Here is a 26,464-nt window from a genome sequence, read left to right on the forward strand (position 1 = left end):
CGCTCGCGATGTCTCGCCTCGACATCGTCGATCCACCGCAGCCGGACGGCGCGGGGTCGGCGGCACGCGATCAAGCGCGCGCGGCGGCGTTGGCCTTGCGGGTGGCGGCGGCCTTCTTGGCGGAGGCGGAGCGCTCGGCCGCGCTGCGTTCGGCCGATGCCTTGCCACCCGATTCGCCGCCCTTGTGGGCGGCCGGATGGTCGGTCGCCTTCCCGCGTCCCGAGCCGCCGGGCTTCTTGCCGCCACCGTCATCCTTGTTGACGGTGGCCCAGGCGCGGGCTTCCGCCTCCTTCTCCGGCACGCCGCGGGATTCGTAGGATTCCGCGATGTGCTCGGCCTTGCGCTTCTGCTTGTCGGTGTATTTCGCCTTGTCGCCCTGTGACATCGCGCGACTCCTGTGCGCTCAGCCTACCCCGGTCGGGCCGTCGAGAATGGACCGCACACGGCGGACCAGCTCGGTGCGCCGGTAAGGCTTGTTGAGCAGATCAAACTCCGAACCGCCGATATCGGTTCGCTCCAGGCTCGCCTCCGCGTAGCCGGTGGCGAGCAGGACCTTGAGCTTGGGCTGGCGCCGCCGGGCCTCCCGGGCGAGCAGAACGCCGTTCATGCCGCCGGGCATGATCAGGTCGGTGAACAGCAAATCGACCCGCTCGCTGGAATCGAGGATCTCCAGCGCCTCGCGGGCATTGCTGGCCATCAGGGTCACGTAGCCGAAATCCCGCAGGATCGTGCGGGCCAGTTCGGCCACATCCTCCCGGTCGTCGACGATCAGGATCGTCTCGGTGCCTTGCCGGTCTACGGACCGCAGCGAGACCTTCGGCACCGCGCTGACGTCGCCGTCCGTCGCCGGGAACGAGAGCCGCACCGTCGTGCCCTCGCCGACGGTGGATTCGATCTGCGCCGCGCCGCCCGACTGCTTGGCGAAGCCGTACACCATCGAGAGTCCGAGGCCGGTGCCCTTGCCCTCCTCCTTGGTGGTGAAGAACGGGTCCATCACCCGGGCCAGCACGGCCGGCGGGATGCCGGTGCCGGTGTCGCGGATCGCGATGCTGACGTAGCGGCCGTCACGCAACGGCCCGATCTCCCGGCCGCGGGCGGCGATCTCGCTGTTCTCTGTGGCGATCCGCACCGTGCCGCCCTCCGGCATCGCGTCGCGGGCGTTGATCAGCACGTTCAGGATCGCGACCTCGGCCTGGGTCGGGTCGACGCGGCAGTTCCAGAGGTCCGGGGCGAGATCGAGCTCGACCTTGACCGCTTCGCCCACCGACCGGGCGACCATTTCGCCCATACCCTCGATCAGGGTGTTGAGGTTGACCGCGCGGCCGTCCAGCCGCTGCTTGCGGGCGAAGGCGAGCAATTGCTGCGTCAGGGTGGTGGCGCGATCGGCGGCCTGGCGGATGTTGTCGGTGGCGCGCCCCAGCCGGGCGCGGTCGGCATCCGGCTTCTCCAGGCCGGCCGCCAGGATGTCGACGTAGCCGACGATCACCTGCAGCAGGTTGTTGAAATCATGCGCGATGCCGCCCGTGAGCTGGCCGAGCGCCTCCATCTTCTGCGCTTGGCCCAGGGCCTCCTCGGCGTCGCGGCGCCGCGACACGTCGAGCTGCGAGCCGAAGTAATACACGAGCTCGCCGTCGGCATTGTAGACCGGCGAGACGAACAGGGCGTTCCAGAAGGTCGAGCCGTTCTTGCGGTAGTTCAGGATTTCGGTGGCGAATTCCCGCTTCTCGGCGATCGCCGCGCGGACCTGCGCGACGCTTTCCCGGTCGGTGTCGGGGCCCTGCAGGAAGCGGCAGTTGCGCCCGATCAGCTCCTCCGGCGTGTAGCCGGTCATCGCCAGGAAGGCGCGGTTGGCGAAGATGATCGGGTTGTCGGGCTGGCGCGGATCGGTGACGATCATCGGCATCCGCGTCGTCTCGACCGCGGCGAAGAAGATATCGCTCTTGCGATCCGTGACGTCGCTCGGCGCGCTGTCCCGGACCTGGGGACCGGATCCGACGGGCGGGGTTTCTGGGGTCTCGGACATGCGAAGCGGTCTTCACTCTTCCGGTTTGGCAGAGGCGTGCGGCCCGTCACGACCTGCCGGTGCAGACTCTAGCGGTCTGCAACGCGAAGTCGACTGCGCGGTTTCCTGATGTCGAACGCTCAGGCGGTTGCCGCCTTGCGCACCGGGCCGGGCAGGGGGGCCGGTGACGGAGGGGCGACGCGTCGCGTCGGCTCGCGGCAGGTGCCCAGCACCGCCGAGAGCGCCTCGTTGAGCGAGGTCACGAGGAAGTCCGCCGAGGTCGCCCGGCGCAGGCGCTCCAGGGTGGCCGGGTCGCGCTCGCGCCAGAAACCCACGAGGATGCGCACCCCCGGCACCGCGGCCCGCGCCTGCCGAACGGTGAAGCGAATCTGCGAAAGGCTGACCGGTTCCAGATAGGAGAAGCAGATCAGGGCCAGCCCCTCCGGGTTCGAAGGTCGCTCGCCGGCGCGGATCGCTGCCATCGACAGGATTTGCGAGGCGAGCCCGTGCCGGGCGAGGATCTGGCTCAGCATCAGGGTCGCCGCCTCGTCGAACGGGCCGCGGCTGGATACGCACAGAACCGGCGTCTCGCTGCGCCAATGGGGCGCCAGATCCTCGCGAGTGAGGACGATGCCGGCGACGTCCCGGTCGGGCCCGATCGCGGCCAAGGCCGCGGCGGTCTCGGTATCAGGCCCCCGCCCCGATCCGCGCCGGGATCGCCGCGCGACCGGCGCCGTCCCGAGGCGATCGACGACGGTGCGGATCGCCGCGCCGACCTCTTCCTGGCGTTCGCGATCGAGGGTCCCGCGCGACATGTCCTCCTGGGCCAGGAGCAGGCCGGCCAGCGCGACCTCGTCATAGTAGGTGACGAGGGCACGGGCCTTCAGGAACTGCCAGCCCTGGTCGATCGCCTCGGCCGGATCGCCGGCCAGCATGCGCTGATAGAAGATCTCGGGTGGCGACAGGGCCGGCTGGTCGCCGAGCAGCACGTCGAGATACCAGAGCCGCTCCACGTGCCGCCCCAGCACCACGAGGCAGACCGTGAGGGGCGTCGCCAGCACGAGGCCGATCGGCCCCCACAGGAAGGTCCAGATCGTCGCCGCCAGGATGACGGCGATCGGCGAGAGGCCGGTGGAATGACCGTAAAGCAGCGGCTCGATCACGTGGCCGCAGATCGGTTCGACCACCAGGAACAGGGCCGCGGTGGCGATCACCATCGACCACCCGGGATCGACCGCCGCGGCGAGGATCAGCGGCAGCAGGGCGCTGATCGCGGCGCCGATATAGGGCACGAACCGCAGGATCGCGGCGAGCACGCCGAACAGGGTCGGGCTCGGCACGCCGATCAGCCAGAGGCCGAAGCCGATCACCAGACCGAAGGCGATGTTGAGGGCAAGCTGCGCCAGGAAGAAGCGGCTGAGCCGGCTCGTGGCATCGTCGATCGCCGCCGTGGTCCGGCGCAGATCCTCCGAACCGCCGGCCAGCCGGATCGCCCGGTTCCTCAGATCCTCCCGCTGGAGCAGGATGAAGACCGTGAAGATCAGGATCAGGCCGGTCGTGGCGAGCGGATGCAGGACGGGGCCCGCGAAGGTCTGGAGCGTGTCGATCACGCTGGCACGCGCGGGCGTGATCTCGACCGTGAGCGGATGGGTGGCCGATCCCCGCTCGCCACGCATTTCCGCGGCCGGTGGCGGCTGCAGGGTGGCACTCAGATCCTGCACCATGTCGACGATGCGCGACAGGCTTCCGCTGCCGGCGGTCGCGCCGCGCAGGTCCTTGATCTTCGTGCGCATGGTCTGGGTGTAGCGTGGCAGGTCGGCGGCGAGCTGTGAGGCCTCGCTGGCGATCAGGCTGCCGATCCCGAACAGGGCACCGAACACGATCACCACGACCAGCAGCACCGCCGCGGCGCGCGGCACGTGCAGCCGCCGGAGCATTCGAACCGCCGGCACCAGGACGAAGCTCAGCAGGATCGCCAACGTCACCGGAACCAGGATGTCGCGCCCGAGATACAAGGCCGCCATCGTCGCCACGACAAGGAGGAGCGAGGCCAGCGCCACGATGACCGGGAGGCCCTCCCGCAGGCGCTGGGCAGTGACGGGATCCTCACTCACGGACACGCTCCAGACTTCTCACGCGTAGGGGTCGGGTGGGAACGGCCATGGGCGCGAACGGATCCGCGTCAGCTCGCCTGTGCGGTCTCGCCCAGGGCAGCGCTGATCTGGCTGAGCAGCTTGGAGAAATCGACGGGCTTGGGATGGTAGTCGTCGCAGCCCGCCTGGATCGCCTTGTCGCGATCCCCCGACATGGCGTGGGCGGTGAGCGCGATGATCGGGATCGCCCGCGTGTCGGTGCCGGACTTGAGCGTGCGGGCGACTGACCAGCCGTCGAGGACCGGCAGGTTCATATCGAGGAGGATCACGTCGGGCTGGCCCGAGCGCGCCTGCCGGACGCCGGCCTCGCCGTCATGGGCCAGGATGACCTCGTAGCCGCGGCGCTTGAGCCGCCGGGACAGGAAATCCCAGATCTCTTCGTGGTCCTCGACCAACAGAATCTTCGCCATCAGAACTCGAATCCCCGGCTCGCGAAATTCCCGGCTCGCGACCTGCCGGCCGGCATGCCAACGCGCGGCACCGCACAATCGCCCAACGCTCCTGCCGCGATTCCGGTCCGTCGAGAAGGGGGCGGGCCGTGCGGTTGACCCCGGCGTCGGCTGGTATGAGCGTGCCAGTCTACGAATCGTCAATATCGGGGAGGAACAGAGTGGCGGATCGGGCTGACATCACGTTCTATCATTCGCCCAATACGCGTTCCTCCGGGGTGCGCGTGCTCCTCGAGGAGCTGGGCGTGCCGTACCGGCTCCACGCGCTCAACATGCGCGCGGGCGAGCACCTTCAGGAGGCCTACCGCGTCATCAACCCGATGGCGAAGGTGCCGGCGATCCGGCACGGCGGCGCGCTGGTGACCGAGCAGGCCGCCATCTACCTCTACCTCGCCGACCTGTTCCCGGAGGCCGGCCTCGCTCCGGCAACGACCGATCCCGCCCGGGCGACCTACCTGCGCTGGATGGTGTTCTACGGCTCGTGCTTCGAGCCCGCCGTGATCGACCGTCACCTGAAGCGGGAGCCCGGCCCGCGCGGCATGTCGGCCTATGGAGAGTACGACAGCGTGATCGTGCGTGTGATCGAGGCGCTGACGCCGGGACCCTATCTCCTCGGCGAAAGGTTCAGCGCCGCCGATATCCTCTGGGGCAGCGCCCTCGGCTGGACCACGGGTTTCGGCCTCGTGGCGCCCGATCCGGTGCTGACCGGCTATGTCGAGCGGGTCCGGTCCCGGCCGGCCTTCCAGAGGGTGGCGGCCGCGGATGCGCAGCTCGCCGCGGAGCACGCGGCGGCCGCAGCACAGGCCGGGGCGGCCTGACGAGGCGTCACGCCGTCTCCCAGATGCCGGTGCGTGCAAGCTGCGGTGCCGGCTCGGGCCGGCTCCAGCGCAGGGGGACGGCGGCCCGGCGCCGCCAGCCGGCCTCGACGGTGAACGACCAGGTCCGCTGCGCCCCCGTCAGCTGGGCGGCTTCAGCACCGCTCCAGTCGATCACCGTGTGCCCCTGAAGCATCAGCAGGTCGCCGCGCTCGAAATCGAGAAACAGCAACGCCGCGCGCGTCTCGCCGAGCAGGTTGCCCAGGGTGTTGAAGTAGCGGTTGCCGGAGAAGTCCGGCACCGTCAGCACGTCGCCCGCGACCCGGACGAAGCCCGGCCGGCCGCCCCGATGCGAGATGTCGGCGCCGCCATCGGCGAGCCCGTCCCGGGATCGGCTCGCCACGAACAGCGTGTCGGCGCCGTGGATCAGCGCGGCGGCCTCCGGATCCAGGGCTGCCAGGGGTTCGATCGGCCCCGCTTGGCGCATCTCGGGCTCGGGCTCGGCCACGCGCCGCTGGATGTATTGCGGGCAGTTGCCGAAGCTTTGCGCGATGGCGATCGTCAGGCCGTCCCGGTCGCGATGCATCACGCGCCCGTTGGCCCGATTGCGGCGGCGCGTGGCGAAGTCGAGGCCCAGGAGTCCTGCCTCGGCGCCGGGCACGAGGGCGCGGAGCGCGGGATCGGCCGGGTCGAGGGCCGACGCGATGGTGAGATGCATCGCGTCGGGCGACTGCACGAAGCCGGGCTGCCCCGTCAGCACGGTGGCGCTCGGCGCGCCGGCGGCGTCCACGGTGCCCACGAACAGGTAGGGCAGGCCTGCGAAGAAGGTGCGGTGCTGCTCGGGCATGAGCGGGCGGATCGCCGGGGTCTCGCCCAGGACGTGGCCCGCCTGCTCTTGCGCGCGGATCTCGTCAGCATGGAAGCTGGCCATGGCACACCTCACTCGGATTGGGGAATGGGGGAGGCGGGCATCGGAACGAAGCCCGGCAGCGCCTCCACGCGGGCGAGCCACGCCCGGACGGCCGGGTAGGGCGCGAGCGAGACACCACCCTCCGGGGCGTGGGCGACGTAGGAATAGCAGGCGATGTCGGCGAGCGTCGCCCGATCGGCCGCGAGGTAGGGGCGACCGGCCAGATGGTCGTTCATGAAGGTGAGGATCCGGGCCGCAGTGGCGTGGACGGCGGCCCGGTCGGCCTGGGCGCCGAACACGACCATCAGCCGGGCGAGCGCCGGCCCGTAGCGCACTTCGCCGGCTGCGACGGACAGCCAGCGCTGAACCTGCGCGGCGCCGAGCGGGTCGTTCGGCATCCAGCCGCTCTCCGGCGCGTAGCGGGCGGCCAGATAGACCAGGATCGCGTTGCTATCGGCGATCACCACCGGACCATCGACCAAGACCGGAATCTGGCCGAGCGGGTTCAGGCGCCGGAGTTCCGCAGCCTCAGGCTGATCCCGGTCCGCCACCGTGACGAAGCGATAGGGCAGGCCGAGCAGCGACAGGAACAGCGCCGCGCGGTGCGAATGGCCTGAGAGGGGCAGACCGTAGAGGGTGAGGTTCGGTTCGGTCATCGGCTGGGCTCCGTTGCCTGCCGAATGTCGCCCTTGCGCCGTTTGCCCGAAATCCGCAGATTCTGACAATCAGACTTTCAATCCGCGCAGCAATCGATGGACCGGCTGGACGAACTCACGCTCTTCGTCGCGATCATCGATGCGGGCAGCCTGGCGGGTGCAGCGCGGCGCCAGCGCCGCTCCGCCGCCGCCGTGACCCGCGCGCTCGCCAGTCTGGAAGCGCGGGCCGGCACCCGCCTCGTCGAACGCACGACCCGGCGCCTCGCCCCGACGCCGGCCGGCCTCGAACTCGCCGAGCGGGCGCGCGGCATCCTGGCGGGTTACGAGGCGGCCGTCTCGGGGGCCGCGCGCGACGCCGTGCGCGGCCTCGTGCGGGTCACGGCACCGTTGCTGTTCGGGCGCAAGCACGTGGCGCCCGTCGTGTCGGGCTTCCTCGATGCCTATCCAGAGACGCAGGTCGAGCTGGTGCTCGCCGACCGCAATCTCGACCTCGTGGAAGAGGGCATCGACGTCGCCCTGCGGATCGGGCGGCTCGCGGAGTCACGCCTCGTCGCCCGGCAAGTCGGGCGGGTGCGCCAGATCGTGGTGGCAAGCCCGGACTACCTCGTTGCCCGGGGCATGCCCCACCTCCCTGCGGATCTCGCCGAGCACGATACCATCCAGGGCTTCGTGCGCACGGGTTTGCGGGAGTGGCGTTTCGGGGCGAACCGCGTGCGCCTGACCCCACGCCTCATCGTCAACGAGGTCGAGGCCGCCCTGATCGCGGCCCGGGCCGGGCGCGGTATCGCGCGGGTCCTGTCCTATCAGGCGGCCGAGGACATCGCGTCGGGCCAGCTCGTGCGCCTGCTCGCGGATTACGAGCCGCCGCCGGTGCCGGTGCAACTCGTGACCCCGAGCGCGGATTTCCGGCCTGCGCGGGTGAACGCGTTCCTGGATTTCGCGGCCGACGCGCTGAAAGCCCTGCCGGTGCTGCGTGCCCCCTGATCCGTCATCGCGGGCGGTGCGCCAATGGAAGCGACCGTGAAACGCAGGCGCTGCCGCAATCAGCGCGGGGCGGATAGAGCAGCCCTCGACGCTGTGGTGGATCGGGCGGGCGCCGATCTCGACCGCAGCCCCGAGATCCTGACGATCGACAACCGCTGGTTCCTGGAGCCGGTGCCGCCGCACGGGCTCGATCCCAACCTCCCGCTTTGCTCGGTCTTACGATGGGCATTCGAGCATTCGACCGACGCGTCGGATCCCGCGTTCTACGCACGCTGATCTGTCGCGCGGCGGGGTTCCTCTGGGGCCGGGGAGATGCGATGCGGCATATCGCACCCCGCCCGCGTCGCGAAGCGTCCCCCATGACCGACAGCCCTGAGCAGGCCCTCAACCCTGCGGTCGTCCAGGCCGCGCCACCGGCCACCTCGATCCCGCGGCTGATCGTGGTGCTGGCCTGCGCCGGGTTCGGCAGCACCTTCGCGCTGCGCTCGGTCGAGCCCCTGGTCGGCGTGCTCGCCCGGGATCTCGGAAGCGACGCCCATACGGTTGCACTGCTCTCCACCGCCTTCGCGCTTCCCTACGCGTTCATCCAGCCGGTGCTGGGGCCGATCGGGGACGCCCTGGGCAAGGAGCGGGTGATGAGCACCTGCCTCGCGGTGCTCGCGGTGGCGCTCACCCTGTGCAGCCTCGCCCCCGATATCGGCAGCCTGTTCGGCCTGCGCATGCTGGCTGGCGCAGCGGCCGGCGGCTGCATCCCGCTCTCCCTGGCGCTGCTCGGCGACCGCGTGCCGATGGAGAGCCGTCAGGTGGCGATCGGGCGTTTCCTCGTCGCGGTGATTCTCGGCCAGCTCTCCGGCTCAACCTTCGCGGGCCTGATCGAGGCGGCGATCGGCTGGCGCGGGGTGTTCGCCGTCACGGCGGGGGTGGCGGCCTGCGCCTGCGCGGCGACCGTGTTCGGCTTCGACCGCGCCGGTCGGGCTCCCGCCCGCCGTCCAGCCTTCGGAGAGGCGGTGACGCGCTACCGGACGATCCTGCACAATCCCCGGGCGCGGGTCCTGTTCTCGGCGGTGTTCATCGAGGCGATCGCGATTTTCGGCGTCTTCCCGCATCTCGCACCGCTGATCGAGGCGCGGGGGGAGGGTGGCCCGCGCGAGGCCGGCCTCGTACTGGCGGGGTTCGCGGTCGGGGGCTTACTCTACTCGGCGCTGGTCGGGCTGCTGGTGCGGCTCCTCGGCCTGCCGCGGATGCTGATCGGCGGCGGTTTGATCTGCGGCGCGTCGCTCACCGTGGTGGGACTCGCCGGCTCGTGGCCGGTCGATTGCGCGGCGCTCACCGCCATGGGCCTCGGCTTCTACATGCTGCACAACACCTACCAGACGCAGGTCACTGAAGTGGCGCCCAAGGCGCGGGCCTCCGCGGTGGCGCTCCACGCCTTCTCGTTCTTCTGCGGGCAGGCGCTCGGCGTCGCGGTGATCGGTCAGGCGCTCGTGCGGCTCGGCCAGTTCGGGGCGCTGATGGGCTGCGCCGTCACCATCCTGGCGCTGGGGATCGGCACGGCCTACGCCCTGCGGCAGAAGCCGGCGCCGGTGGCGTTTCCGGGCTGAGCGGGTTCAGCCCCGCTGCATCGCCAGCGCCTTGAGATCGAAGCTCGTGTTAGCCGCCTGATCCGGCGTCAGCGGCGTCCCGGCGGTGAGAAGACGCCGGGCCACCATGTGGTCGCCCGCGCGGTCGACGGATTCCACCGCGCTCAGGCGCCCGTCGCGGAAGCGGAAGACCGAGAAGGCCGGGCCCGAGCCGCGGACCACGCTGGAATCGCCCGGGCCCGACAGCCCGGCGATCTGCAGCTTGTGCGGGCCCTGGTCGCTCCAAAACCAGGGCAGCGCGCCGTAGGCGGCGGGCTTGCCGAGGAGCCGGGCCGCGAGGCCGCGGCCCTGGTCGATGGCGTTCTGCACGGATTCGATCCGCACGGTGCCGTCCGCCGTGAGCCCCTGCGCGAAGGGGCTGGGGAACCGGGCACAATCGCCGATCGCCGAGATCGCCGGATCGGGGGTGGCGAGGAACGCGTCGACCCGCACGCCGTCCTCGGCCGGTAGCCCCGCCTCCAGGGCGAGTTCCCGGTTCGGCAGCACGCCGATGCCGATCAGGACGAGGTCAGCGGGACGCTCTGTCCCATCCGCCAGGGCGATTCCGGCCGCTCGGCCGTCGCGCCCGAGGATCGCCGTCACGCCCGCCCCGAAGGCGAAGCGCACGCCCATCGCCTCATGGGCGCCGCGGAAGAACGACCCCATCTCGGCCGAGACCGCCCGGGCCATCGGCCGGTCGGCCGCCTCGATCACCGTCACCGGGAGGCCGCGCCCGGCCGCCACGGCGGCGAATTCCAGTCCGATGAAGCCCGCGCCCACCACCACGATCGACCGGGCTGCCGCGATCTCCGCGCGAAGCGCGTCGGCATCCGCGAGCCCGCGCAGCTGGTGCACGCCGCCGAGATCGGCCCCGGGGACCGGCAGGGGGCGGTTGCGGGCGCCCGTGGCAAGCACGAGGTGGTCGTAGGCGAGGCTGTCGCCGTTCGACAGGTGCAGCCGCCGGGCCGCCCGGTCGATCGCCGTGGCGCGGTTCCCCGGCCGATGCGTGATCGTGTGCTCGGCGAAGAAGCCCGGCTGGCGCAGGAACAGGCCCTCCCGGTCGGTCTTGCCGGCGAGATAGGCCTTCGACAGGGGCGGGCGCTGATAGGGCAGGGCGGTCTCGTCGCCCACCAGGGTGATCGGCTCCCGGAAGCCGTCCTCGCGTAAGGAAGCGGCGAGCTGGAAGCCCGCCTGGCCCGCGCCCGCGACGACGATGCCGGCCGCGCTCATGCCCGGGCCCCCGCCAGCACCAGGCCGCTGCGCGCGACGCCCGGCAGGCTGTTTGCACCCTCCGACATCAGGTAGGACCAGACCGCCGAAGCCGCCGGCCCCAAAACCTTGTCGGCGCGTCGGACCGCGTACCAGTCGCGCCGGATGGGCAGGCCCTTCACGTCGAGGAGCACGAGGCGGCCGCTCTCCAGCTCCGCCGCCACCGAATGCACCGACAGCAGCGCGATCCCGAGCCCGGCCATGACGGCCTGCTTGATGGTCTCGTTCGAGCCCGTGTCGATCTCCAGGGGCGCCCGCTTGACCAGCACGCCGGCCATGAATTCCTCGAACACCATCCGGGTGCCCGAGCCTTCCTCGCGCAGGAAGAACGGCTGATCGGCGAGATCCTCCCGGGTGAGGCCGGGCCGCCCCGCCAGGGGATGGTCCGGGGCCGCGATCAGCACGATCGGGTGCGGGCCGAAGGTGGCGGCTTCGATCGGAAAATCCCGGGGCGGGCGGCCCATCAGGGCGAAGTCGATCTCGTAGCCGCGCAACGCCTCAACGGTCTGACCGCGGTTGCGCACCGACAGGCTGATCTCGACCCCCGGATGCTTCTTGACGAAGCCCGCGATCACCTGTGGGGCGAAATATTTGGCGGTGGAGACGACGCCGAGCGCCACGCGCCCGCCCTCGGCGCCGCGGAGCGTCCGCAGGCGATCCGTGCACGTTTCCAGCACGGTGTTGATGCTGTCGATCGCCCAGAGCATCTCACGGCCGGCATCGGTCGGCTTGAGGCCGCCGGGCGTCCGGTCGAACAGCAGCAGGCCCGCCTCCTCCTCCAGCTGGCGGATGCGCGCATAGAGGGCAGCCGAGGTGACGTTCAGCTCCTGCGCCGCCCGGGTCATGGTGCCGAGGCGGGCCACCGCCGCGACCGCCTGGAGCTGCTTGAGGGAGAGGTTGCGCATGGCGGATTTCTCGGCGGACATCTCGTTTTTTTTCGTCCTATGGCACAAGATCGCACAGAAATCTTGAAGGCGCCGCCGCGGGTTCCTGTCGATCCGGAGACAGGGACCGCTATCTTGACAGGGGCGCGGCCGCTACAGAGCCGGCGCGGAATGCGCGATCCCGGCGGGCGGGATCCGAGCAGGAGAGTTAAGCCGATGGCAATCTCAGCGGCGATCGGGACGCCCCTCGACACCTGTCTGGCGCAGGCCGTGGACGGCAACCCGGCGTTGAAGGACGCCGCGGCGGTGATCGCCGCGGTGGCGCGCTCGGCGGTGGAGATCAGCGAGCGGATCGGGCGCGGGGCGCTCGGCGGCGACCTCGCGGCGGTGGGCGATCATAACAGCGACGGCGATGTGCAGAAGGCGCTCGATGTGATCGCCCACGAGAGCGTGACGGCGGCCCTGCGCGGCGCCCCCGTGGCGGAAGTCGCCTCCGAGGAGGCCGAGGAGGTGATGCGGCTGAACCCCGACGCGCCGCTCGCGGTGGCCATCGATCCCCTCGACGGCTCCTCCAACATCGGCGTCAACATGGCGGTGGGGATGATCTTCGGCATCCGGCCGTCGATCAAGGATTCGTCGAACCCGATCGCCTCGTTCACGACGCCCGGCTCGGCGCAGATCGCGGCGGGCTTCGTGACCTACGGCCCCGCTACCGCGCTGATCCTGACCCTCGGCCAGGGGACCCAATCCTACGTGCTCGACCGCAAGGACGGGACGTTCAAGCTGACGAGCCAGGCCATGTCGGTGCCGGCTTCCGCCAAGGAATTCGCCATCAACGCCTCGAACGCCCGGCACTGGGACGCCCCGGTGAAGGCCTATATCGAGGATTGCCAGCGCGGCACCGAGGGCCCGCGCGACAAGGATTACAACATGCGCTGGCTCGCCTCCCTGGTGGCCGACATCCAGCGCGTTCTGACCCGGGGCGGCGTGTTCCTCTACCCGGGCGATGCAAGGAAGAACTACGCCCGCGGCCGCCTGCGGCTGCTCTACGAGGTTGCCCCCGTGGCGATGCTGGTGGAGCAGGCCGGCGGCGCGGCGACGGACGGACAGCAGCGCATCCTCGACATCGTGGCCACCGGCATCCACGAGCGCGCGCCCCTGGTCTGCGGCTCGACCGAGGAAGTCGAGTGCGTCGCGGCCTATTACGGCGGCGGCAAGCCCGATGCCGGCCGCTCGCCGCTCTTCGGCCAGCGCGGCCTGATGCGCTCGTAAGCACCACGCGAAGTCCGAAACGCATGTCGGCGCGGCATCCCATCATCTCGGTGACCGGCTCCTCGGGGGCCGGCACCACCTCGGTGCGCAACACCTTCGAGCAGATCTTCCGCCGGGAGGATGTGCGGGCGGTGTTCATCGAGGGCGATGGCTTCCACGCCTTCGACAGGGACACGATGCGGGCCATGATGGCGCGCGAGCCGACCCTGTCGCACTTCGCGCCCCGGGCGAACCTGCTACCGGAACTGGAGGCGGTGTTCCGGAGCTACGCCGAATCCGGCACGGGCCGTACCCGCCACTACGCCCACGACCCGCACGACGCGCAGGCCTACGGCATCCCCGAAGGCAGCTTTTCGGAGTGGGAGGCGTTCCCGCCGGATTCCGACCTGCTGTTCTACGAGGGCCTGCATGGCTGCGTGGCTGATCCGGATGTCGATATCGCCCGCTATGCCGACCTGAAGATCGGCGTCGTGCCGGTGATCAATCTGGAATGGATCCAGAAGCTGCACCGGGACCGCTCGTTCCGCGGCTACTCGACCGAGGCCGTCACCGACGTGATCCTGCGGCGGATGCCCGATTACGTGCAGACCATCTGCCCGCAATTCTCGTTCACCGACATCAACTTCCAGCGGGTGCCGATGGTCGACACCTCGAACCCGTTCATCGCCCGCTGGATCCCCACCGCCGACGAATCGATGGTGGTGATCCGCTTCAAGGACCCGAAGGGGATCGATTTCTCCTATCTGGTCTCCATGATTCACGACAGCTTCATGAGCCGGGCCAATTCCATCGTGATCCCCGGCGGCAAGCTGGATCTCGCCATGCAGCTGATCCTGACGCCGATGATCATGCAGCTCGTCGAGCGCCGCAGACGTCTGGCCTGAGCCGATCCCGAGAGCCTCCCATGCTGCCTCCCATCATCGCCCCCTCGATCCTCTCCGCCGACTTCTCGAAGCTCGCCGAAGAAACCCGCGCCGTCGATGCGGCCGGGGCCGACTGGATCCATCTCGACGTGATGGACGGGCATTTCGTGCCCAACATCACCTTCGGTCCGCCGGTGGTGAAGGCGCTGCGGCCTCACACGCAGAAGTACTTTGACGTACATCTGATGATCGCCCCGGCCGATCCGTATCTCGCGGCCTTCGCCGAGGCGGGCGCGGACGGCATCACGGTCCATGCCGAGGCCGGGCCGCACATTCACCGCTCGCTCCAGACCATCCGCGACCTCGGCAAGCGCGCCGGTATCGCGATCAACCCTGGCACCCCGGCCGCGATGGTCGAGCCGGTGCTCGACCTCGCGGATCTCGTGCTGGTGATGACCGTCAATCCCGGTTTCGGCGGCCAGAGCTTTCTCAAGAGCTGCATGGAATCCGTGGCGCGGGTGCGCGCAATGGTGGCCGGGCGCGACATCCGCATTCAGGTCGATGGCGGCATCGATCCCGAGACCGTCAAGGCCGCGAGCCGGGCGGGGGCCGACACCTTCGTGGCCGGCAATGCCATCTTCAGCGGCGGCCCGGGCGCCTATGCCGAGCGCATCGCGGCGATCCGGGACGGCGCGGAGGGCGCCTCCGGCCGCGACCTGTCGTGCTGAGGGCGCTGATCTTCGACGTCGACGGCACCCTCGCCGAGACCGAGGATCTGCACCGGCAGGCGTTCAACCGCGCCTTCGCGGACCTTGGCCTGCCCTGGCACTGGGATCCGGCCCTCTACGCCGATCTGCTCACCGTGATGGGCGGCAAGGAGCGGCTCGCCCACTACATCGACACGCAGCATCCGGCGGACGCCGGGGCGCTCCATGCGCGCGCGCCCGAGATCCATGCCCGCAAGACCGCGGCCTATGGCGCGCTCGTGGCGGAGAACCGGCTGCCGCTGCGCCCCGGCATCGCCCGGCTGATCGCCGAGGCGCGGGCGGGTGGCCTCCGGCTTGCCGTGGCCACCACCACCAGCCGGCCGAACGTCGATCATTTGCTGGCGATCAACTTCCCGCCGGGCGACGCGCCCTTCGACGTGATCGCGGCCGGCGACGAGGCCAACCGCAAGAAGCCCGCTCCGGATGTATTCCTTCTGGCGCTCGCCGGGCTGGGAATTGCCGCCTCGGAGGCCGTCGCATTCGAGGATTCGGCGGCCGGGATCAACTCGGCCCGCGCCGCCGGCCTGCCGGTCCTGGCGACCCGCAGCGCGTACACGAACAGCCACCGGCTCGACGGCGCCTTCTCGGCGGTCTCGGATCTCGGGGAGCCCGGGCGCCCGCACCGGCATATCGCCGGCCTGGAATGGCCCGGCGGTGTGGTGGACCTCGCCCGCCTCATCCGGTGGCACGGGGCCCTGGACGGTCAGGGCGCGGCGCTTCAGGCGCTGACCAGCCGGTAGACAGGCCGGCGCTCTGGTCCGGAGGCACAGCCCTGCACGAGACTCAGCGTTTCCCGATGCTCCATGGGGGGCGACGCGACCACACGAGACGGTCAATATTTCGGAAATCGACCGGGTATACTGATTTATACGAAATTAAGTTGCTGAATTGCGCATTCATGCGATTTAAAATGATTTGTGAGCAGATCTATTATCATTAGAAGGTGCGTTAGGGGAATAAGATTCATTCAAAAATTTGTAGCCATCCGCAGGCGCGCATTTTAAAAATTAAAATACAACGTCTGTGCGGAAGAATATCTATGCGGCCACCATCGATTAGAGTTGTGCTGATTGCAATTATTCTCATTATGAGTGTTTGCGTCGCCGCATTGTCGGGTTTGCGGATCACTGAAAGCAGGGAGAGATTGGCTGTTGCCGACCAGGTTGCGGCTTACATGATCATCGACCGCAATCTTTTTGTGAGTTTGACCCAGGTGCGCCTGGAGCGGGGATGGGCAATGAGCGCATTGCTCAAGGAACCCGCCGCCAACGGCGCCAATCGGCAAACCGTGCTTGAGGGCCGCACGGCGCTCGACCCGGTCGTCGATCTCGGCCTGACCGCGCTCAGTCAGGTGCCCAGTGAGACGCTGCGCGCCCGCAGCGCCGAACTCCAATCCCTCGTCCACGCGTGGCGCCGCCAGCGTCCAGCCGTTGACGCAGCCTTCGACCAGCCGCTGGCAGCCCGCGATCCAGGGATTCGAAAGGGCCTGGACGAACTCGGGGCCCGTCTTCTGGCGGCGCTGGAGGCCGCCTCCACGACCACGGAAGCCGAAATTCAGGCCCTGGACCCGACTTACGGTATCCTGCTCAACGCCAGGGCGGCGACGTGGCTTGCGCGAACGAGCAGCAGCCGCAACACGTCAATGATCGGCGAATTCCTGGCGACCGGCCGCACGCCCGCGCCCGCCGACTGGGTCCGGGTGAAGGGCGCAGAGATCGAAGCGCGGACGGCTTGGACCCTCGCGAAGCGCGCAGTCGAGATCGCGGGACCCGATCTTCGCGTCCGAGAACGCTTTGATCGCGTCGATACACTCTACTTCGGCGGTCGGATGGCCGCGTTGCAGGAGACGGTTGCGGCTGCCGTCGCGGCGGGCCGGAGGATCGAGCTACCCATGGCGGAGTGGAATGAGAGTGTCGTCGGTGGTCAGAAGGCGATCTCCGAGGCCGCGGTCGCCGTGATCGATTGGGCGGCCGACAGAACCAAGGCGTCAGCCGGTCGCGCCCGGCAGGACCTTCTCGTGGCCGTGGCCGTCGGCCTCTTCGCGGCGATCTCCGCGGTGGCGGCCATCCTGATCGTGCAGTTCCGCGTCGTGCGGGGCATACTCGAGCTGGCCCGCTCCATGCGGCGTCTGGCCCACGGGGAAATCGACGTGGTCGTGCCGGGAACCCACCGCACCGACGAGCTCGGCACGATGGCCGGCGCGGTGCAGGTGTTCAGGGATAATCTCATCCGGACCCGGACGCTGGAGCAGGAGGCGGTCGAGGCCCGGCAGGCCGGGGAGGCGCAACGCCGCGCCGCCCTGCATCAACTGGCCGACGTGTTCGAGCAGGCCGCCGGGGCGGTCGTGCACGACGTCTCCGACGCGGCCGGCGCGTTGCAGGCCACCGCCCGAGCCATGGCGGCCACGGCGGCCGACACGGCAGCGCGCTCCACGACCGTGGCGACCGCCGCCGACCAAGCGGCATCGAATGTCGGCACGGTCGCTGCCGCCGCGGAGGAACTGGGCACGTCGGTGCAGGAGATCGGCCGGCAGGTCGATGGCTCGGCTCGGCTGGCGCGAGAGGCTGTGGCCGAGGCGGACCAGACCGGCACGCTGGTGCAGGCGCTGAACGCCAGCGTGGCCAAGATCGGCGAGATCGTGGCCCTGATCTCGGGCATCGCCGCGCAAACGAATCTCCTCGCGCTGAATGCCACCATCGAGGCCGCCCGGGCCGGGGAGGCGGGCAAGGGCTTTGCCGTCGTGGCGGCGGAGGTGAAGGCCCTGGCCAACCAGACGGCCCGCGCCACCGACGAGATCGGCCAGCAGGTCAGTCAGGTGCAGAGCGTGTCGGGTCAGGCCGCCGCAGCGATCGGCACCATCGCGGCGCGAATCCGCGATATCAACGACGTCGCAGCCTCGATCGCGGCCGCCGTCGAGGAGCAGGGGACGGCCACCCAGGAGATCGTCCGCAATGTCGGGGAGGCCGCGACGGGCACGGGCGAGGTGACGCGCAACATCGCGGGCGTCGCCGGCGCCGCCGAGCAGACCGGGACCGCCGCGGATCGTGTTTTAACCGCAGCCTCCGCGCTGTCGAACCAATCCGCGCATCTGACGGCCGAGATCCGGCGCTTCCTCGCGACCGTGCGGGCGGCGTGACGCTGCGAGCCGCCTCCGGCGGCTCGTACGACAGCCGGGCCTGCACGGGTCATGACGACCCGCAGCCGCACGCTCGACGGCGCCGTCCAGGCGGTCTCTCACCGCGGTAAGCCCGGCCGCCCGCACCCGCACATCGTCGGCGCGGGAGGGCCGGGACGCCGGGTCACGCGGGCCTCCCCGCGACAGTGGCACGCGTACTCGCCGTAGAGGCTCCGTCGCCGCGCTGCCGGACAGGGAGCGTCCCGGCTGCCTCCCTCCCCGCGCCCGCGGAAGGTGGCGCGGCGTTGAACCTGTGCCCACCCTGTCCAGGCAGAAAACGACCGCGGCATCGCGGTCGGTTTGAGCTCGCCGCCCGTATTTGTCCGGATCTCGACTTGGATTTTCCAAGTCGTTTTACCTTATTACATTTATAAATCTCTCGGTCCCGGTTGATATTTATCTCTTCACGTAGAGAGAATAAGCGGATCTATACAATTTTTTCTTGAAAAACGCCAGAATTGGCGCAACATCTAGGTAATCGGATTCTCAGAGATGAAAGACTGGCAATGTTCCGCATTTCAATTCGTCTCGTCCTCATTGCCGTGTTGGCATTGGTCAGTTTCGTTGCGGTAGGGATCGCGTCATTAGAAGTCGTGCGGAATTCTCGGAGGTTTGATGTTGCAACTCAGGCTGAGACCTACGTGGAGATAGATCGTAATCTCTTCGCGAGCCTGAATCATCTCCGGGCCGAGCGCGGATGGAGCCTGATCAAGCTCCGTCTCGAATCCGAGAGCAGTCAGAGCCAGTTGCAGATCATCCTCAAGGCCCGCGACACCTTCGATACAGTCACCGATAAGGCGCTGGCCGAACTGAGCCGCGTGCGGGACGGCGCGTTGAAGGCACGGCACGCCGAACTCCAGACGCTGGTGGATGGGTGGAAACGTCTGCGCCCCACCGTGGATGCCGCCTTCAACCAGCCTCCTGCGACCCGTGATCCATCGCTGCGCAGGACGCTGAGCGAGGCCGGCCTTCGTCTCCTCGCCGCTTTGGAGGCGGTCTCCGACGCGATCGAGAGCGAGGTCTCTGCGTTGCAGCCCGATCTCGGCGCCTTCCTGGACGCGCGGGCTGCGACGTGGCTCGCGCGGACGTCGGGCAGCCGCGTCGCGTCCCTGGTGAGCGATCTCGCGACGACCGGTCGCGTCGCCACGCCTGCGGATTGGACGGAACTCAACGCGGCCGAAACGGAGGTTCTGGCGCATTGGCGCTTCGCCGAGCGGGTGGTGGCGACCGCCGGGGCCGACGCGTCCGTGAAAGCCGCCTATGCCCGGGCAAACGCCACGTACTTCACCGGCAGGCTCGCCGATATGCGGAGGAGTGCCGTCGCCGACGTCGCTGCGGGACGCAAGGTCTCGATCGCCGCCGCGGCGTGGGACGAGGCGATCCAGGCCCAGCAGACGATCGCCGATGCGGCAATCGCGGTCGTCGACGCGGCCCTGGCCCGATCCAGGGTGGCGGCAGAGGAGGCCCGCTGGAGTTTCGCGCTCGCGGTCGCGATCATCCTGTTCGCCGCCGGACTGGCGGTGACGGCAGTTCTGACAGTGCAGTTCCACGTGGTGCGGCGGCTCTTCGGTCTGGCGGCCGCGATGCGGCGCCTGACCGACGGAGAACTCGACACGCCCGTGCCCGGCACGCAGCGCAACGACGAGATCGGCGACATGGCCGTCGCCGTGCAGGTGTTCAAGGACAACCTGATCCGCTCCCGGGCCCTCGAAGAGGAGGCTGCCGAAGGTCGCCGTGCCGCCGAGGCCGCACGCCGGGCGGCCATGCAGCAGGTCGCCGACGCCTTCGAGCGTGCTGCCGGCGGGATCGTCGAGACGGTCTCGTCCTCGGCGAACGGACTTCAGGCCACCGCTCGGTCGATGGCGGACACCGCGGACGAGACGGCGAACCAGTCCACCACCGTGGCCGCTGCCGCCGAGCAGGCGGCATCCAATGTCGGGACCGTCGCGGCGGCCGCTGAGGAGTTGGGCACGTCGGTGCAGGAGATCGGCCGCCAAGTGTCCGGCTCGGCCGATCTGGCCCAGGCGGCCGTGAGGGAAGCGGACCAGACCGCCACGCTCGTCCAGGCGCTGAGTGCAAGCGTGGTCAAGATCGGTGAGATCGTCGGGTTGATCTCCGGCATCGCGGCCCAGACCAACCTGCTGGCGCTCAACGCCACCATCGAGGCGGCGCGGGCCGGGGAGGCTGGCCGGGGCTTCGCGGTGGTCGCCGCCGAGGTCAAGGCGCTGGCCGACCAGACCGCCCGGGCGACCGGTGAGATCGGCGCGCAGATCGATCAGGTCCAGGGGGCGACGGGCCAGGCGGTCTCCGCGATCGGCGGGATCGCCGGCCGGGTCCGCGAACTCAGCACCGTGGCCGCCTCGATCGCCGCGGCGGTCGAGGAGCAGGGCGCGGCCACCCAGGAGATCGTCCGCAATGTCGGGCAGGCCGCCCTTGGCACGAGCGCGGTCACCAGCACCATCACGGCCGTGGCTGGTACGGCGGAGGCGACCGGCATCGCGGCGAACGCGGTCCTGGCCTCGGCCTCAGAGCTGGCGCGCCAGTCGGACCGGCTCTCGACCGAGGTCCAGCGCTTCCTGGTGACCGTGCGGGCGGCGTGACGGCGGGACAGCCGGGGCAGCATCGCGAAGATCGTCGACCGCCTGGGGCGGTCCTGGTGTTTCGGCCGCCGCGACGAGAGAGAGCATCGAACCTCCGGAAATCACGCTCGGACACGCCATTGGCGCCGATGACTGGACGTCATCGGCGATACGAAGACATCTATTTGCTGTTCATTTGAAAAGGTCTGAACCGAATGCACAAGAAGACCCCCCTGTGAAGATTTTGCCCGAAAATGAAATCGCGGTAAGATCAGAGATGCCCAATTTTATTTGAGAGATTGTCATGCGACGTTTGTCGGTACGTTTGATGCTGATTTGTCTCATCGTAATGACAGGACTATCGTCCATCGGGCTCGCCGTTCGGGATATAACGAGGAGCCTGTCCGGTTCAAAGACAGCCGATCAGGCCGCCGCCTACGTGATTATCGACCGGAATCTGTTCGTCAGTCTGGCGCAGTTTCGCCTCGAGCGTGGATGGGCGGCTATCGCTCTGGCGGAAGAGCCTACGATGAATCGCGTCCATCGGGGGGCCTCCCTCGAAGGGCGGACGGCGTTGGACGCGGTCGTCGACAACGCCGTCGCGGAACTGAGCCGGGCCCCGAGCGCGGCCCTGCGGGCGCGGGGTGCCGAATTGCAATCCTTCCTGAACGAATGGCGCCACCTGCGCCCTGCGATCGACGTCGCCTTTGACCAAGCCCTTGCGGCACGGGACGACGCGTTGCGCAAGAGTCTGGACGAGTTCGGCAACCGGTTCCTGGCGGCCCTCGAAGCCGCTTCCAGTGCGACCGAAATGGAGATCCAATCCCTGGATCCCGCCCTGGGAAGCTATATCGATGCCAGGGCGGCGACGTGGGTCGCCCGGCAGAATGCCGGCGCCGCCAACGTGGTGGTGCTCGAATTCCTCGCGAGCGGCCGGGCTGCGAAGCCCGAGGAATGGCTTCGGCTGAACACGTTGGAGGCGCAGGCGGCCGCGGCCTGGAAGCTGGCGCAGCGATCGATCGAGATCGCGGGGGCCGAGACCCCCTTAAGAGCGATTTATGCCCGGGCAGACGGGGCCTACTTCACCGGCCGGACGGGCGAGATGCGGCAGGCTGCCTTTGAGGCCCTCATGAAGGGTCGCCCCATTCCCACCTCGGCTACCGAGTGGGATGCCAAGTCCATGATCGGCCTGAATGCGGTCTCCGAGGCGGCAATCGCGGCTATCGACGCCGCGGTCGGGAAGGCCCGCGCCTCCGCGGCGGCGGCGCGCCAGGAACTCGTGATCGCGGTCGCCGCGATGATGCTCGCTGCCGGCTTTGCGGGTGCGGCGATCGTGATCGTGCAGGTCCGCGTCGTGCGGGGGATCCTCGGTCTGGTCGATGCGATGCGGCGCCTCGCCGGGGGGCAGCTGGACACGGCGGTGCCCGGGGCCAGCCGCACGGATGAACTCGGCGCGATGGCGCGCGCCGTGCAGGTGTTCAAGGACAACCTGATCCGGACGGGTGCGCTGGAGGAAGAAGCGGCCGGGGCGCGCCGCACCGCCGAGGCGCAGCGCCAAACGGTCATGCACCAGATGGCCGACGCGTTCGAGCGGGCGGCCGGTGGGATCGTCGGTCGGGTGGCGTCCTCGGCCGGCGCGCTGCAGGCCACCGCGAAGGCCATGGCGGCCACCGCCGCCGAGACGGCGGAGCGGTCCTTCACCGTGGCGGCTGCGGCCGACCAGGCCGCGGCCAACGTCGGCACGGTGGCGGCGGCCTCCGAGGAGCTCGGCACCTCGGTGCGCGAGATTGGCCGGCAGGTGTCCGGCTCGGCCGATCTGGCCCGGGCCGCAGTGGATGAAGCGGACCGCACCGCCGAACTGGTGGAGGCCCTGACGGCGAGCGTCGCCCGGATCGACGAAGTCGTGGGGTTGATCTCGGGCATCGCCGCGCAGACCAACCTGCTGGCGCTCAACGCCACCATCGAGGCGGCGCGCGCCGGCGCGGCCGGCAAGGGTTTCGCGGTGGTGGCCGCCGAGGTGAAGGCGCTGGCCGACCAGACCGCCCGGGCGACCGACGAGATCGGCCGGCAGATCGGGCAGGTGCAAGGGGCGACCGGTCAGGCGGTGTCGGCGATCGAGCGCATCGCCGGACGCATCCGCGAGATCAACGGTGTCGCGGCCTCGATCGCCGCCGCGGTCGAGGAGCAGGCGGCGGCGACGCAGGAAATCGTTCGGAACGTCGGACAGGCGGCTGCCGGCACGGGCGAGGTGACTAGCACCATTGCGGGGGTCGCGGGGGCGGCGGAAAAGACCGGAATCGCGGCGGACCAGGTGCTGACCTCCGCCTCCGAGCTATCGCGCCAATCGGACGACCTCACCAAGGAGGTTCACCGATTCCTCGCGACCGTGCGGGCGGCCTGATCGATCGAGCCGCCGCGCCGCCCTTCGGCGGTGCAGCGGCGGTTCCGGAGCTGCGTGTGGGCCTGCCCGCGCCCCGGCTGGTCGAGGATTCTCACCCCCCGGGCCGGGCCCGCGTGGGGGTGCTGCGCCGGTCGAGCATGGCCCGGCGCCCCTCGCGGCGCCCTTCGCCGCGGCCCTGCGCCTCGGTGGCGAACAGCATCGTGCCCGCCACCACGCCGAGCGCCGCCGCGAGCCCGAGCTTGAGCCAGCGCGGATCGGCGGCGGCCACATGGCCGGTCGCGCGGGCATCGAAGCGGCCATGCGCCCCGGGATCGGTATCGACCGGGTCGTAGAGATTGTCCGGGCGGTTCTTCTGGGCCTGCACGCTGGTCATCTCCCCACGATAGCCATGCCGGGCGAGGTAGCCGTCGATCCAGCCTGGGATCAGCATGTTGCCGACGATCGCCTTCCAGGCCGAGGCGCCGATCCACAATTCCCGCGGCGCATCGTGGGCCGCCTTGAACACATGGCGGGCGATGGCCTCCGGCTGGTAGATCGGCGGCACCGGCTCGAGCTTGCGCGGCAGCCGCGAGCGCGCCCAATCGAATTGCGGCGTGTTGACCGCCGGCAGTTGGATCATCGTCAGACGCACCCGGCTGCCGTCGTGGAGCAATTCGCTACGCAGGCTGTCGACGAAACCGCGCACCGCGGCCTTGGCGGCGCAGTAGCTCGCCTGGAGCGGGATCGACCGATAGGCCAGGGCCGAGCCGATATGGACGATCGTGCCCCGGTCGCGCGGCACCATGTGCTTGAGCGCCGCGAGCGTGCCGTGGACCTGCCCGAGGTAGGTGACTTCGGTGGCCCGTCGGAATTCCTCCGGCTTGGTCTCCTGCACCGGCGCGTAGATCGTCACCATCGCGTTGTTGACCCACACGTCGATGCCGCCGAACCGCTCGGCCAGTTCATCGGCCGCCTGCGCGACGGCGTCGGCATCGGCCACGTCCGCCATGAAGGCCATCGCCCGGCCGCCGGCCTGCTCCACGTCGCGGATCGTGCCCCGGAGCCCCGCTTCGCCCCGGGCGATCAGGCCGACATTCCAGCCCTGTCGGGCGAATTCATGAGCGACCGCGCGTCCGACGCCGGCGCTCGCGCCCGCCACCATCACCGTATTGCGTCCGTTCCGGCTCGACATCAGGTCCCCAGCGCCAGAGAAAATCCCTGCGCCAACGCCCGATCGCGCCGATCTTTCCGCTTCCATCCGATCACGAACTGCGTGGGTGAGCGCGTTGCTTCGTCGAAACCGGGCAGCCTATAACGCGAACGACCTCACAGCCGCGTCGGCGGGGTCCTCACCCCCGCCCGCGCCAACGAACAAAGTCCGATACGCCATGGCAGGCCATTCCCAGTTCAAGAACATCATGCACCGCAAGGGCCGGGTGGACGCGGTCCGCTCGAAGGTGTTCGGCAAGCTCGCCCGCGAGATCACCGTGGCGGCCAAGCTCGGCACGCCCGATCCGGCGATGAACCCGCGCCTGCGCGCCGCGATCCTGGCGGCCCGCGCCGAGAACATGCCCAAGGACAATATCGAGCGCGCCATCAAGAAGGCCGCCGGCGCCGATGGCGAGAACTACGAGGACATCCGCTACGAGGGCTACGGCCCCGGCGGCGCCGCCCTGATCGTCGAGGCGCAGACCGACAACCGCAACCGCACCGCCTCGGACGTGCGCTCGGCCTTCACCAAGTCGGGCGGCAGCTTGGCCGAGACCGGCGCGGTCGCCTTCATGTTCGATCGGGTCGGCGTGATCGCCTATCCGGCCACCGTGGCCGATGCCGACACGATGCTGGAAGCCGCCATCGAGGCCGGCGCCGACGATGTGAGTTCCGGGCCGGACGGGCACGAGGTGATCTGCGCCCAGGATTCCTACGGCGAGGTCGCCAAGGCGCTGGAGGCCCGGTTCGGCGATCCGAGCCGCACCGGCCTGATCTGGAAGGCGCAGAACACGATCGACGTCGATGACGAGACCGGCGAGAAGCTGATCCGCCTCGTCGAGGTGATCGAGGATCAGGATGACGTCCAGAACGTCTACGTGAACTTCGCCCTGTCGGACGCGCTGGTCGCCAAGCTTCAGGCCTGAGCAGGCGGGGCGGCCGGTTCTGTGCGCTGAGCGAAGCTTGTATCGCCCTATTTCGAGGAGAACGTGTCACCCAAGGGTAGGATCGGCGCTGCCCGTTCGTGCCTGTACTGGATTCCTGTCACGGATTTCAGATCGCACGACGGTCGATTCCGATTTGGTTAACCAAACCGCAGGTTCTCGTTCCTTAGCCTGTCCGACGAGCAGCTCGGACGGTTTCCATGAGTCGGAACGACTGGACTTCAAGCGCGAAAAGCGCGGGCCCGATCGACGTTTCGATCGTCATTCCGTGCCTCGATGAGGAACAGGCCCTGCCGACCGCCCTGGCGACGGCGCGCGTGGCCCTCGAGCAGCTCAGCGAAACGCAGGCCCTGAAGGGTGAGATCATCGTCGCCGACAACGGCAGTCGCGATGGGAGCCGCACAATCGCGGCCGCTGCCGGCGCGCGCGTGGTCGTGGTTTCCCAGCGCGGCTATGGGGCGGCGCTCACTGGCGGATTCCAGGCGGCTCGGGGCCGCTACCTCGTCATGGGCGATGCCGACGGCTCGTATGATTTCCGGGATGCGGTCGCCATGGTGAGCGCGCTGCGCTCGGGCGCGGATCTCTGCATGGGGTCGCGCTTTCAGGGGGGCATCGCGGCCGGCGCCATGCCGTGGAAAAACCGCTACATCGGCAACCCCGTGCTGACGGGCATCCTGAACCTGCTGTTCCGGGCGGGCGTCGAGGATGCGCATTGCGGCCTGCGCGCCCTGACGAAGGGATGCCACCGGCGGCTGAACCTGCGCGGCAGCGGCATGGAATTCGCCAGCGAGATGGTGATCAAGGCGGCGCTGAAGGGCGAACGCATCGCCCAGCGCCCCGCGACCCTGTCGCGCGATTGTCGCGGTCGCGGCCCGCACCTTCGCCCGTGGCGCGACGGTTGGCGCCATCTGCGGTATTTGCTGATGTTGAGCCCGACGGGGATCTTCGCAGCCCCCGCAGCTCTGCTCGCGAGCTGCGGTCTCGCCATCCTGCTGCTGGCGGCGGTGGCCCTGACCCTCGGGGCAGAACGGACGTTCTTCCTGGGCAATTACTGGGTGATCCTTGCGGGCTCCATGCTTGGGCTCGCCCACAGCCTGAGCCTGTTCGCTGCGGCCACGCATCTCTACGGTGTCCGCGAAGGCTATCGTCGACCGCGGCGGCGTCTGGCGCGGTGGACATCCTGGGTTTCCCTGGAAACGATGCTGGGGGCCGGCCTGATCGCCTTCATGGCCGGCATCACCATCCTGTCGCTGGTGATCTGGTATTGGTCCCGGCACAGCTACGGCCCGATCGGCAGCGTCCTGCCCGCGGTGGCCGGGACGACGTTTCTCGTCGTCGGCGCTCAGAATGCGCTCGGCGGCTTCCTGCTGGCCGTGATCGGCGGCAACGAGGCTGAATTCCTCCAGACCAAGGCCCCCGAGGTGGAGGCCGCGGAACCCCGGCAATCCGCGGCGTGAAACGGGCGTCCTGCTGCGCGCGCCCTCGGCCGGACGGGACGTCGTTCCGGCACAGGGTCGCACGTCTGGGCCAGGAC

23 protein-coding genes are annotated in these 26,464 nt (G+C 69.4%); 13 read left to right on the forward strand and 10 right to left on the reverse strand.

Features of this window, described 5'->3' with window-relative positions:
• Positions 1–70 precede the first annotated feature (70 nt).
• From MKK88_RS17720 to MKK88_RS17735, 4 genes are all read right to left on the reverse strand, one after another.
• On the reverse strand, positions 71–385 hold the full coding sequence (locus tag MKK88_RS17720; RefSeq protein WP_244001961.1) for a plasmid stabilization protein: 315 nt from the start codon (positions 383–385) through the stop codon (positions 71–73).
• Positions 386–403: 18 nt separating this feature from the next.
• Positions 404–2,023, reverse strand: coding sequence for a hybrid sensor histidine kinase/response regulator (locus MKK88_RS17725; protein ID WP_244001963.1), 1,620 nt, complete (start codon positions 2,021–2,023; stop codon positions 404–406).
• A gap of 119 nt (positions 2,024–2,142) precedes the next feature.
• Complete coding sequence (locus tag MKK88_RS17730) at positions 2,143–4,116, reverse strand: AI-2E family transporter (protein ID WP_244001965.1); 1,974 nt, start codon at positions 4,114–4,116, stop codon at positions 2,143–2,145.
• A gap of 68 nt (positions 4,117–4,184) precedes the next feature.
• Positions 4,185–4,565, reverse strand: a complete 381-nt coding sequence (locus tag MKK88_RS17735) for a response regulator (protein WP_012320502.1) — start codon at positions 4,563–4,565, stop codon at positions 4,185–4,187.
• Positions 4,566–4,765: 200 nt separating this feature from the next.
• Here MKK88_RS17735 and MKK88_RS17740 point away from each other — a divergent pair, with 200 nt between their 5' ends.
• Positions 4,766–5,422 (forward strand): glutathione S-transferase family protein, encoded by a 657-nt coding sequence (locus tag MKK88_RS17740; RefSeq protein WP_244001967.1) that lies wholly within the window; start codon positions 4,766–4,768, stop codon positions 5,420–5,422.
• A 7-nt stretch (positions 5,423–5,429) separates the two neighbouring features.
• Here MKK88_RS17740 and MKK88_RS17745 read toward each other — a convergent pair whose 3' ends face one another.
• Both MKK88_RS17745 and MKK88_RS17750 read right to left on the reverse strand, forming a co-directional pair.
• Positions 5,430–6,350 (reverse strand): pyridoxamine 5'-phosphate oxidase family protein, encoded by a 921-nt coding sequence (locus MKK88_RS17745; RefSeq protein ID WP_244001969.1) that lies wholly within the window; start codon positions 6,348–6,350, stop codon positions 5,430–5,432.
• Positions 6,351–6,358: 8 nt separating this feature from the next.
• Positions 6,359–6,985, reverse strand: a complete 627-nt coding sequence (locus tag MKK88_RS17750) for a glutathione S-transferase family protein (protein ID WP_244001971.1) — start codon at positions 6,983–6,985, stop codon at positions 6,359–6,361.
• Positions 6,986–7,081: 96 nt separating this feature from the next.
• Between MKK88_RS17750 and MKK88_RS17755 the strand changes: the two genes are divergently transcribed.
• The 3 genes from MKK88_RS17755 (at position 7,082) to MKK88_RS17765 (ending at position 9,570) form a co-directional block, all read left to right on the forward strand.
• The gene (locus tag MKK88_RS17755; RefSeq protein ID WP_244001973.1) at positions 7,082–7,969 is read left to right on the forward strand and encodes a LysR family transcriptional regulator; all 888 of its coding nucleotides are present in this window, start codon (positions 7,082–7,084) and stop codon (positions 7,967–7,969) included.
• Positions 7,970–8,005: 36 nt separating this feature from the next.
• The gene (locus MKK88_RS17760; RefSeq protein WP_244001975.1) at positions 8,006–8,245 is read left to right on the forward strand and encodes a hypothetical protein; all 240 of its coding nucleotides are present in this window, start codon (positions 8,006–8,008) and stop codon (positions 8,243–8,245) included.
• 83 nt (positions 8,246–8,328) lie between these two features.
• Positions 8,329–9,570, forward strand: a complete 1,242-nt coding sequence (locus MKK88_RS17765) for an MFS transporter (protein ID WP_244001977.1) — start codon at positions 8,329–8,331, stop codon at positions 9,568–9,570.
• 6 nt (positions 9,571–9,576) lie between these two features.
• On the opposite strand, the gene MKK88_RS17770 is transcribed toward MKK88_RS17765, so the two are convergent.
• Positions 9,577–10,818, reverse strand: a complete 1,242-nt coding sequence (locus tag MKK88_RS17770; protein ID WP_244001979.1) for an NAD(P)/FAD-dependent oxidoreductase — start codon at positions 10,816–10,818, stop codon at positions 9,577–9,579.
• Positions 10,815–11,762, reverse strand: a complete 948-nt coding sequence (locus MKK88_RS17775; protein ID WP_244002072.1) for a LysR family transcriptional regulator — start codon at positions 11,760–11,762, stop codon at positions 10,815–10,817. The genes MKK88_RS17770 and MKK88_RS17775 overlap by 4 nt, the downstream gene beginning before the upstream one ends.
• Before the next feature lie 195 nt (positions 11,763–11,957).
• On the opposite strand from MKK88_RS17775, the gene MKK88_RS17780 reads away from it, so the two are divergent.
• The 6 genes from MKK88_RS17780 (at position 11,958) to MKK88_RS17805 (ending at position 20,418) form a co-directional block, all read left to right on the forward strand.
• Complete coding sequence (locus MKK88_RS17780; protein WP_244001981.1) at positions 11,958–13,013, forward strand: class 1 fructose-bisphosphatase; 1,056 nt, start codon at positions 11,958–11,960, stop codon at positions 13,011–13,013.
• 23 nt (positions 13,014–13,036) lie between these two features.
• Positions 13,037–13,897 carry a phosphoribulokinase gene (locus MKK88_RS17785; protein WP_244001983.1) on the forward strand — a complete coding sequence of 287 codons (861 nt, stop codon included), beginning with the start codon at positions 13,037–13,039 and terminating at the stop codon, positions 13,895–13,897.
• 20 nt (positions 13,898–13,917) lie between these two features.
• Positions 13,918–14,604, forward strand: a complete 687-nt coding sequence (rpe, locus tag MKK88_RS17790; protein ID WP_244001984.1) for a ribulose-phosphate 3-epimerase — start codon at positions 13,918–13,920, stop codon at positions 14,602–14,604.
• Positions 14,598–15,383 (forward strand): HAD-IA family hydrolase, encoded by a 786-nt coding sequence (locus tag MKK88_RS17795; protein ID WP_244001986.1) that lies wholly within the window; start codon positions 14,598–14,600, stop codon positions 15,381–15,383. The genes rpe and MKK88_RS17795 overlap by 7 nt, the downstream gene beginning before the upstream one ends.
• A gap of 497 nt (positions 15,384–15,880) precedes the next feature.
• A complete protein-coding gene (locus MKK88_RS17800; RefSeq protein WP_244001988.1) occupies positions 15,881–17,779 on the forward strand; it encodes a methyl-accepting chemotaxis protein in 1,899 nt (632 codons plus the stop codon).
• Between the two features lie 680 nt (positions 17,780–18,459).
• Positions 18,460–20,418, forward strand: a complete 1,959-nt coding sequence (locus MKK88_RS17805; RefSeq protein ID WP_244001989.1) for a methyl-accepting chemotaxis protein — start codon at positions 18,460–18,462, stop codon at positions 20,416–20,418.
• Between the two features lie 388 nt (positions 20,419–20,806).
• On the opposite strand, the gene MKK88_RS33875 is transcribed toward MKK88_RS17805, so the two are convergent.
• Complete coding sequence (locus tag MKK88_RS33875) at positions 20,807–20,941, reverse strand: hypothetical protein (RefSeq protein WP_279602377.1); 135 nt, start codon at positions 20,939–20,941, stop codon at positions 20,807–20,809.
• Here MKK88_RS33875 and MKK88_RS17810 point away from each other — a divergent pair.
• Complete coding sequence (locus tag MKK88_RS17810) at positions 20,927–22,798, forward strand: methyl-accepting chemotaxis protein (RefSeq protein ID WP_244001991.1); 1,872 nt, start codon at positions 20,927–20,929, stop codon at positions 22,796–22,798. The two genes, MKK88_RS33875 and MKK88_RS17810, sit on opposite strands and share 15 nt — an antisense overlap.
• A 91-nt stretch (positions 22,799–22,889) precedes the next feature.
• On the opposite strand, the gene MKK88_RS17815 is transcribed toward MKK88_RS17810, so the two are convergent.
• The gene (locus MKK88_RS17815) at positions 22,890–23,969 is read right to left on the reverse strand and encodes an SDR family oxidoreductase (RefSeq protein ID WP_244001993.1); all 1,080 of its coding nucleotides are present in this window, start codon (positions 23,967–23,969) and stop codon (positions 22,890–22,892) included.
• 196 nt (positions 23,970–24,165) lie between these two features.
• Here MKK88_RS17815 and MKK88_RS17820 point away from each other — a divergent pair, with 196 nt between their 5' ends.
• Both MKK88_RS17820 and MKK88_RS17825 read left to right on the forward strand, forming a co-directional pair.
• Entirely contained in the window at positions 24,166–24,912 is a 747-nt protein-coding gene (locus MKK88_RS17820) for a YebC/PmpR family DNA-binding transcriptional regulator (protein ID WP_244001995.1), read from the forward strand.
• Between the two features lie 218 nt (positions 24,913–25,130).
• Positions 25,131–26,387 (forward strand): glycosyltransferase family 2 protein, encoded by a 1,257-nt coding sequence (locus MKK88_RS17825; protein ID WP_244001997.1) that lies wholly within the window; start codon positions 25,131–25,133, stop codon positions 26,385–26,387.
• Positions 26,388–26,464: the final 77 nt, after the last annotated feature.

Origin of the sequence: Methylobacterium sp. E-005, assembly GCF_022829725.1 — a bacterium.
Classification (GTDB): domain Bacteria; phylum Pseudomonadota; class Alphaproteobacteria; order Rhizobiales; family Beijerinckiaceae; genus Methylobacterium.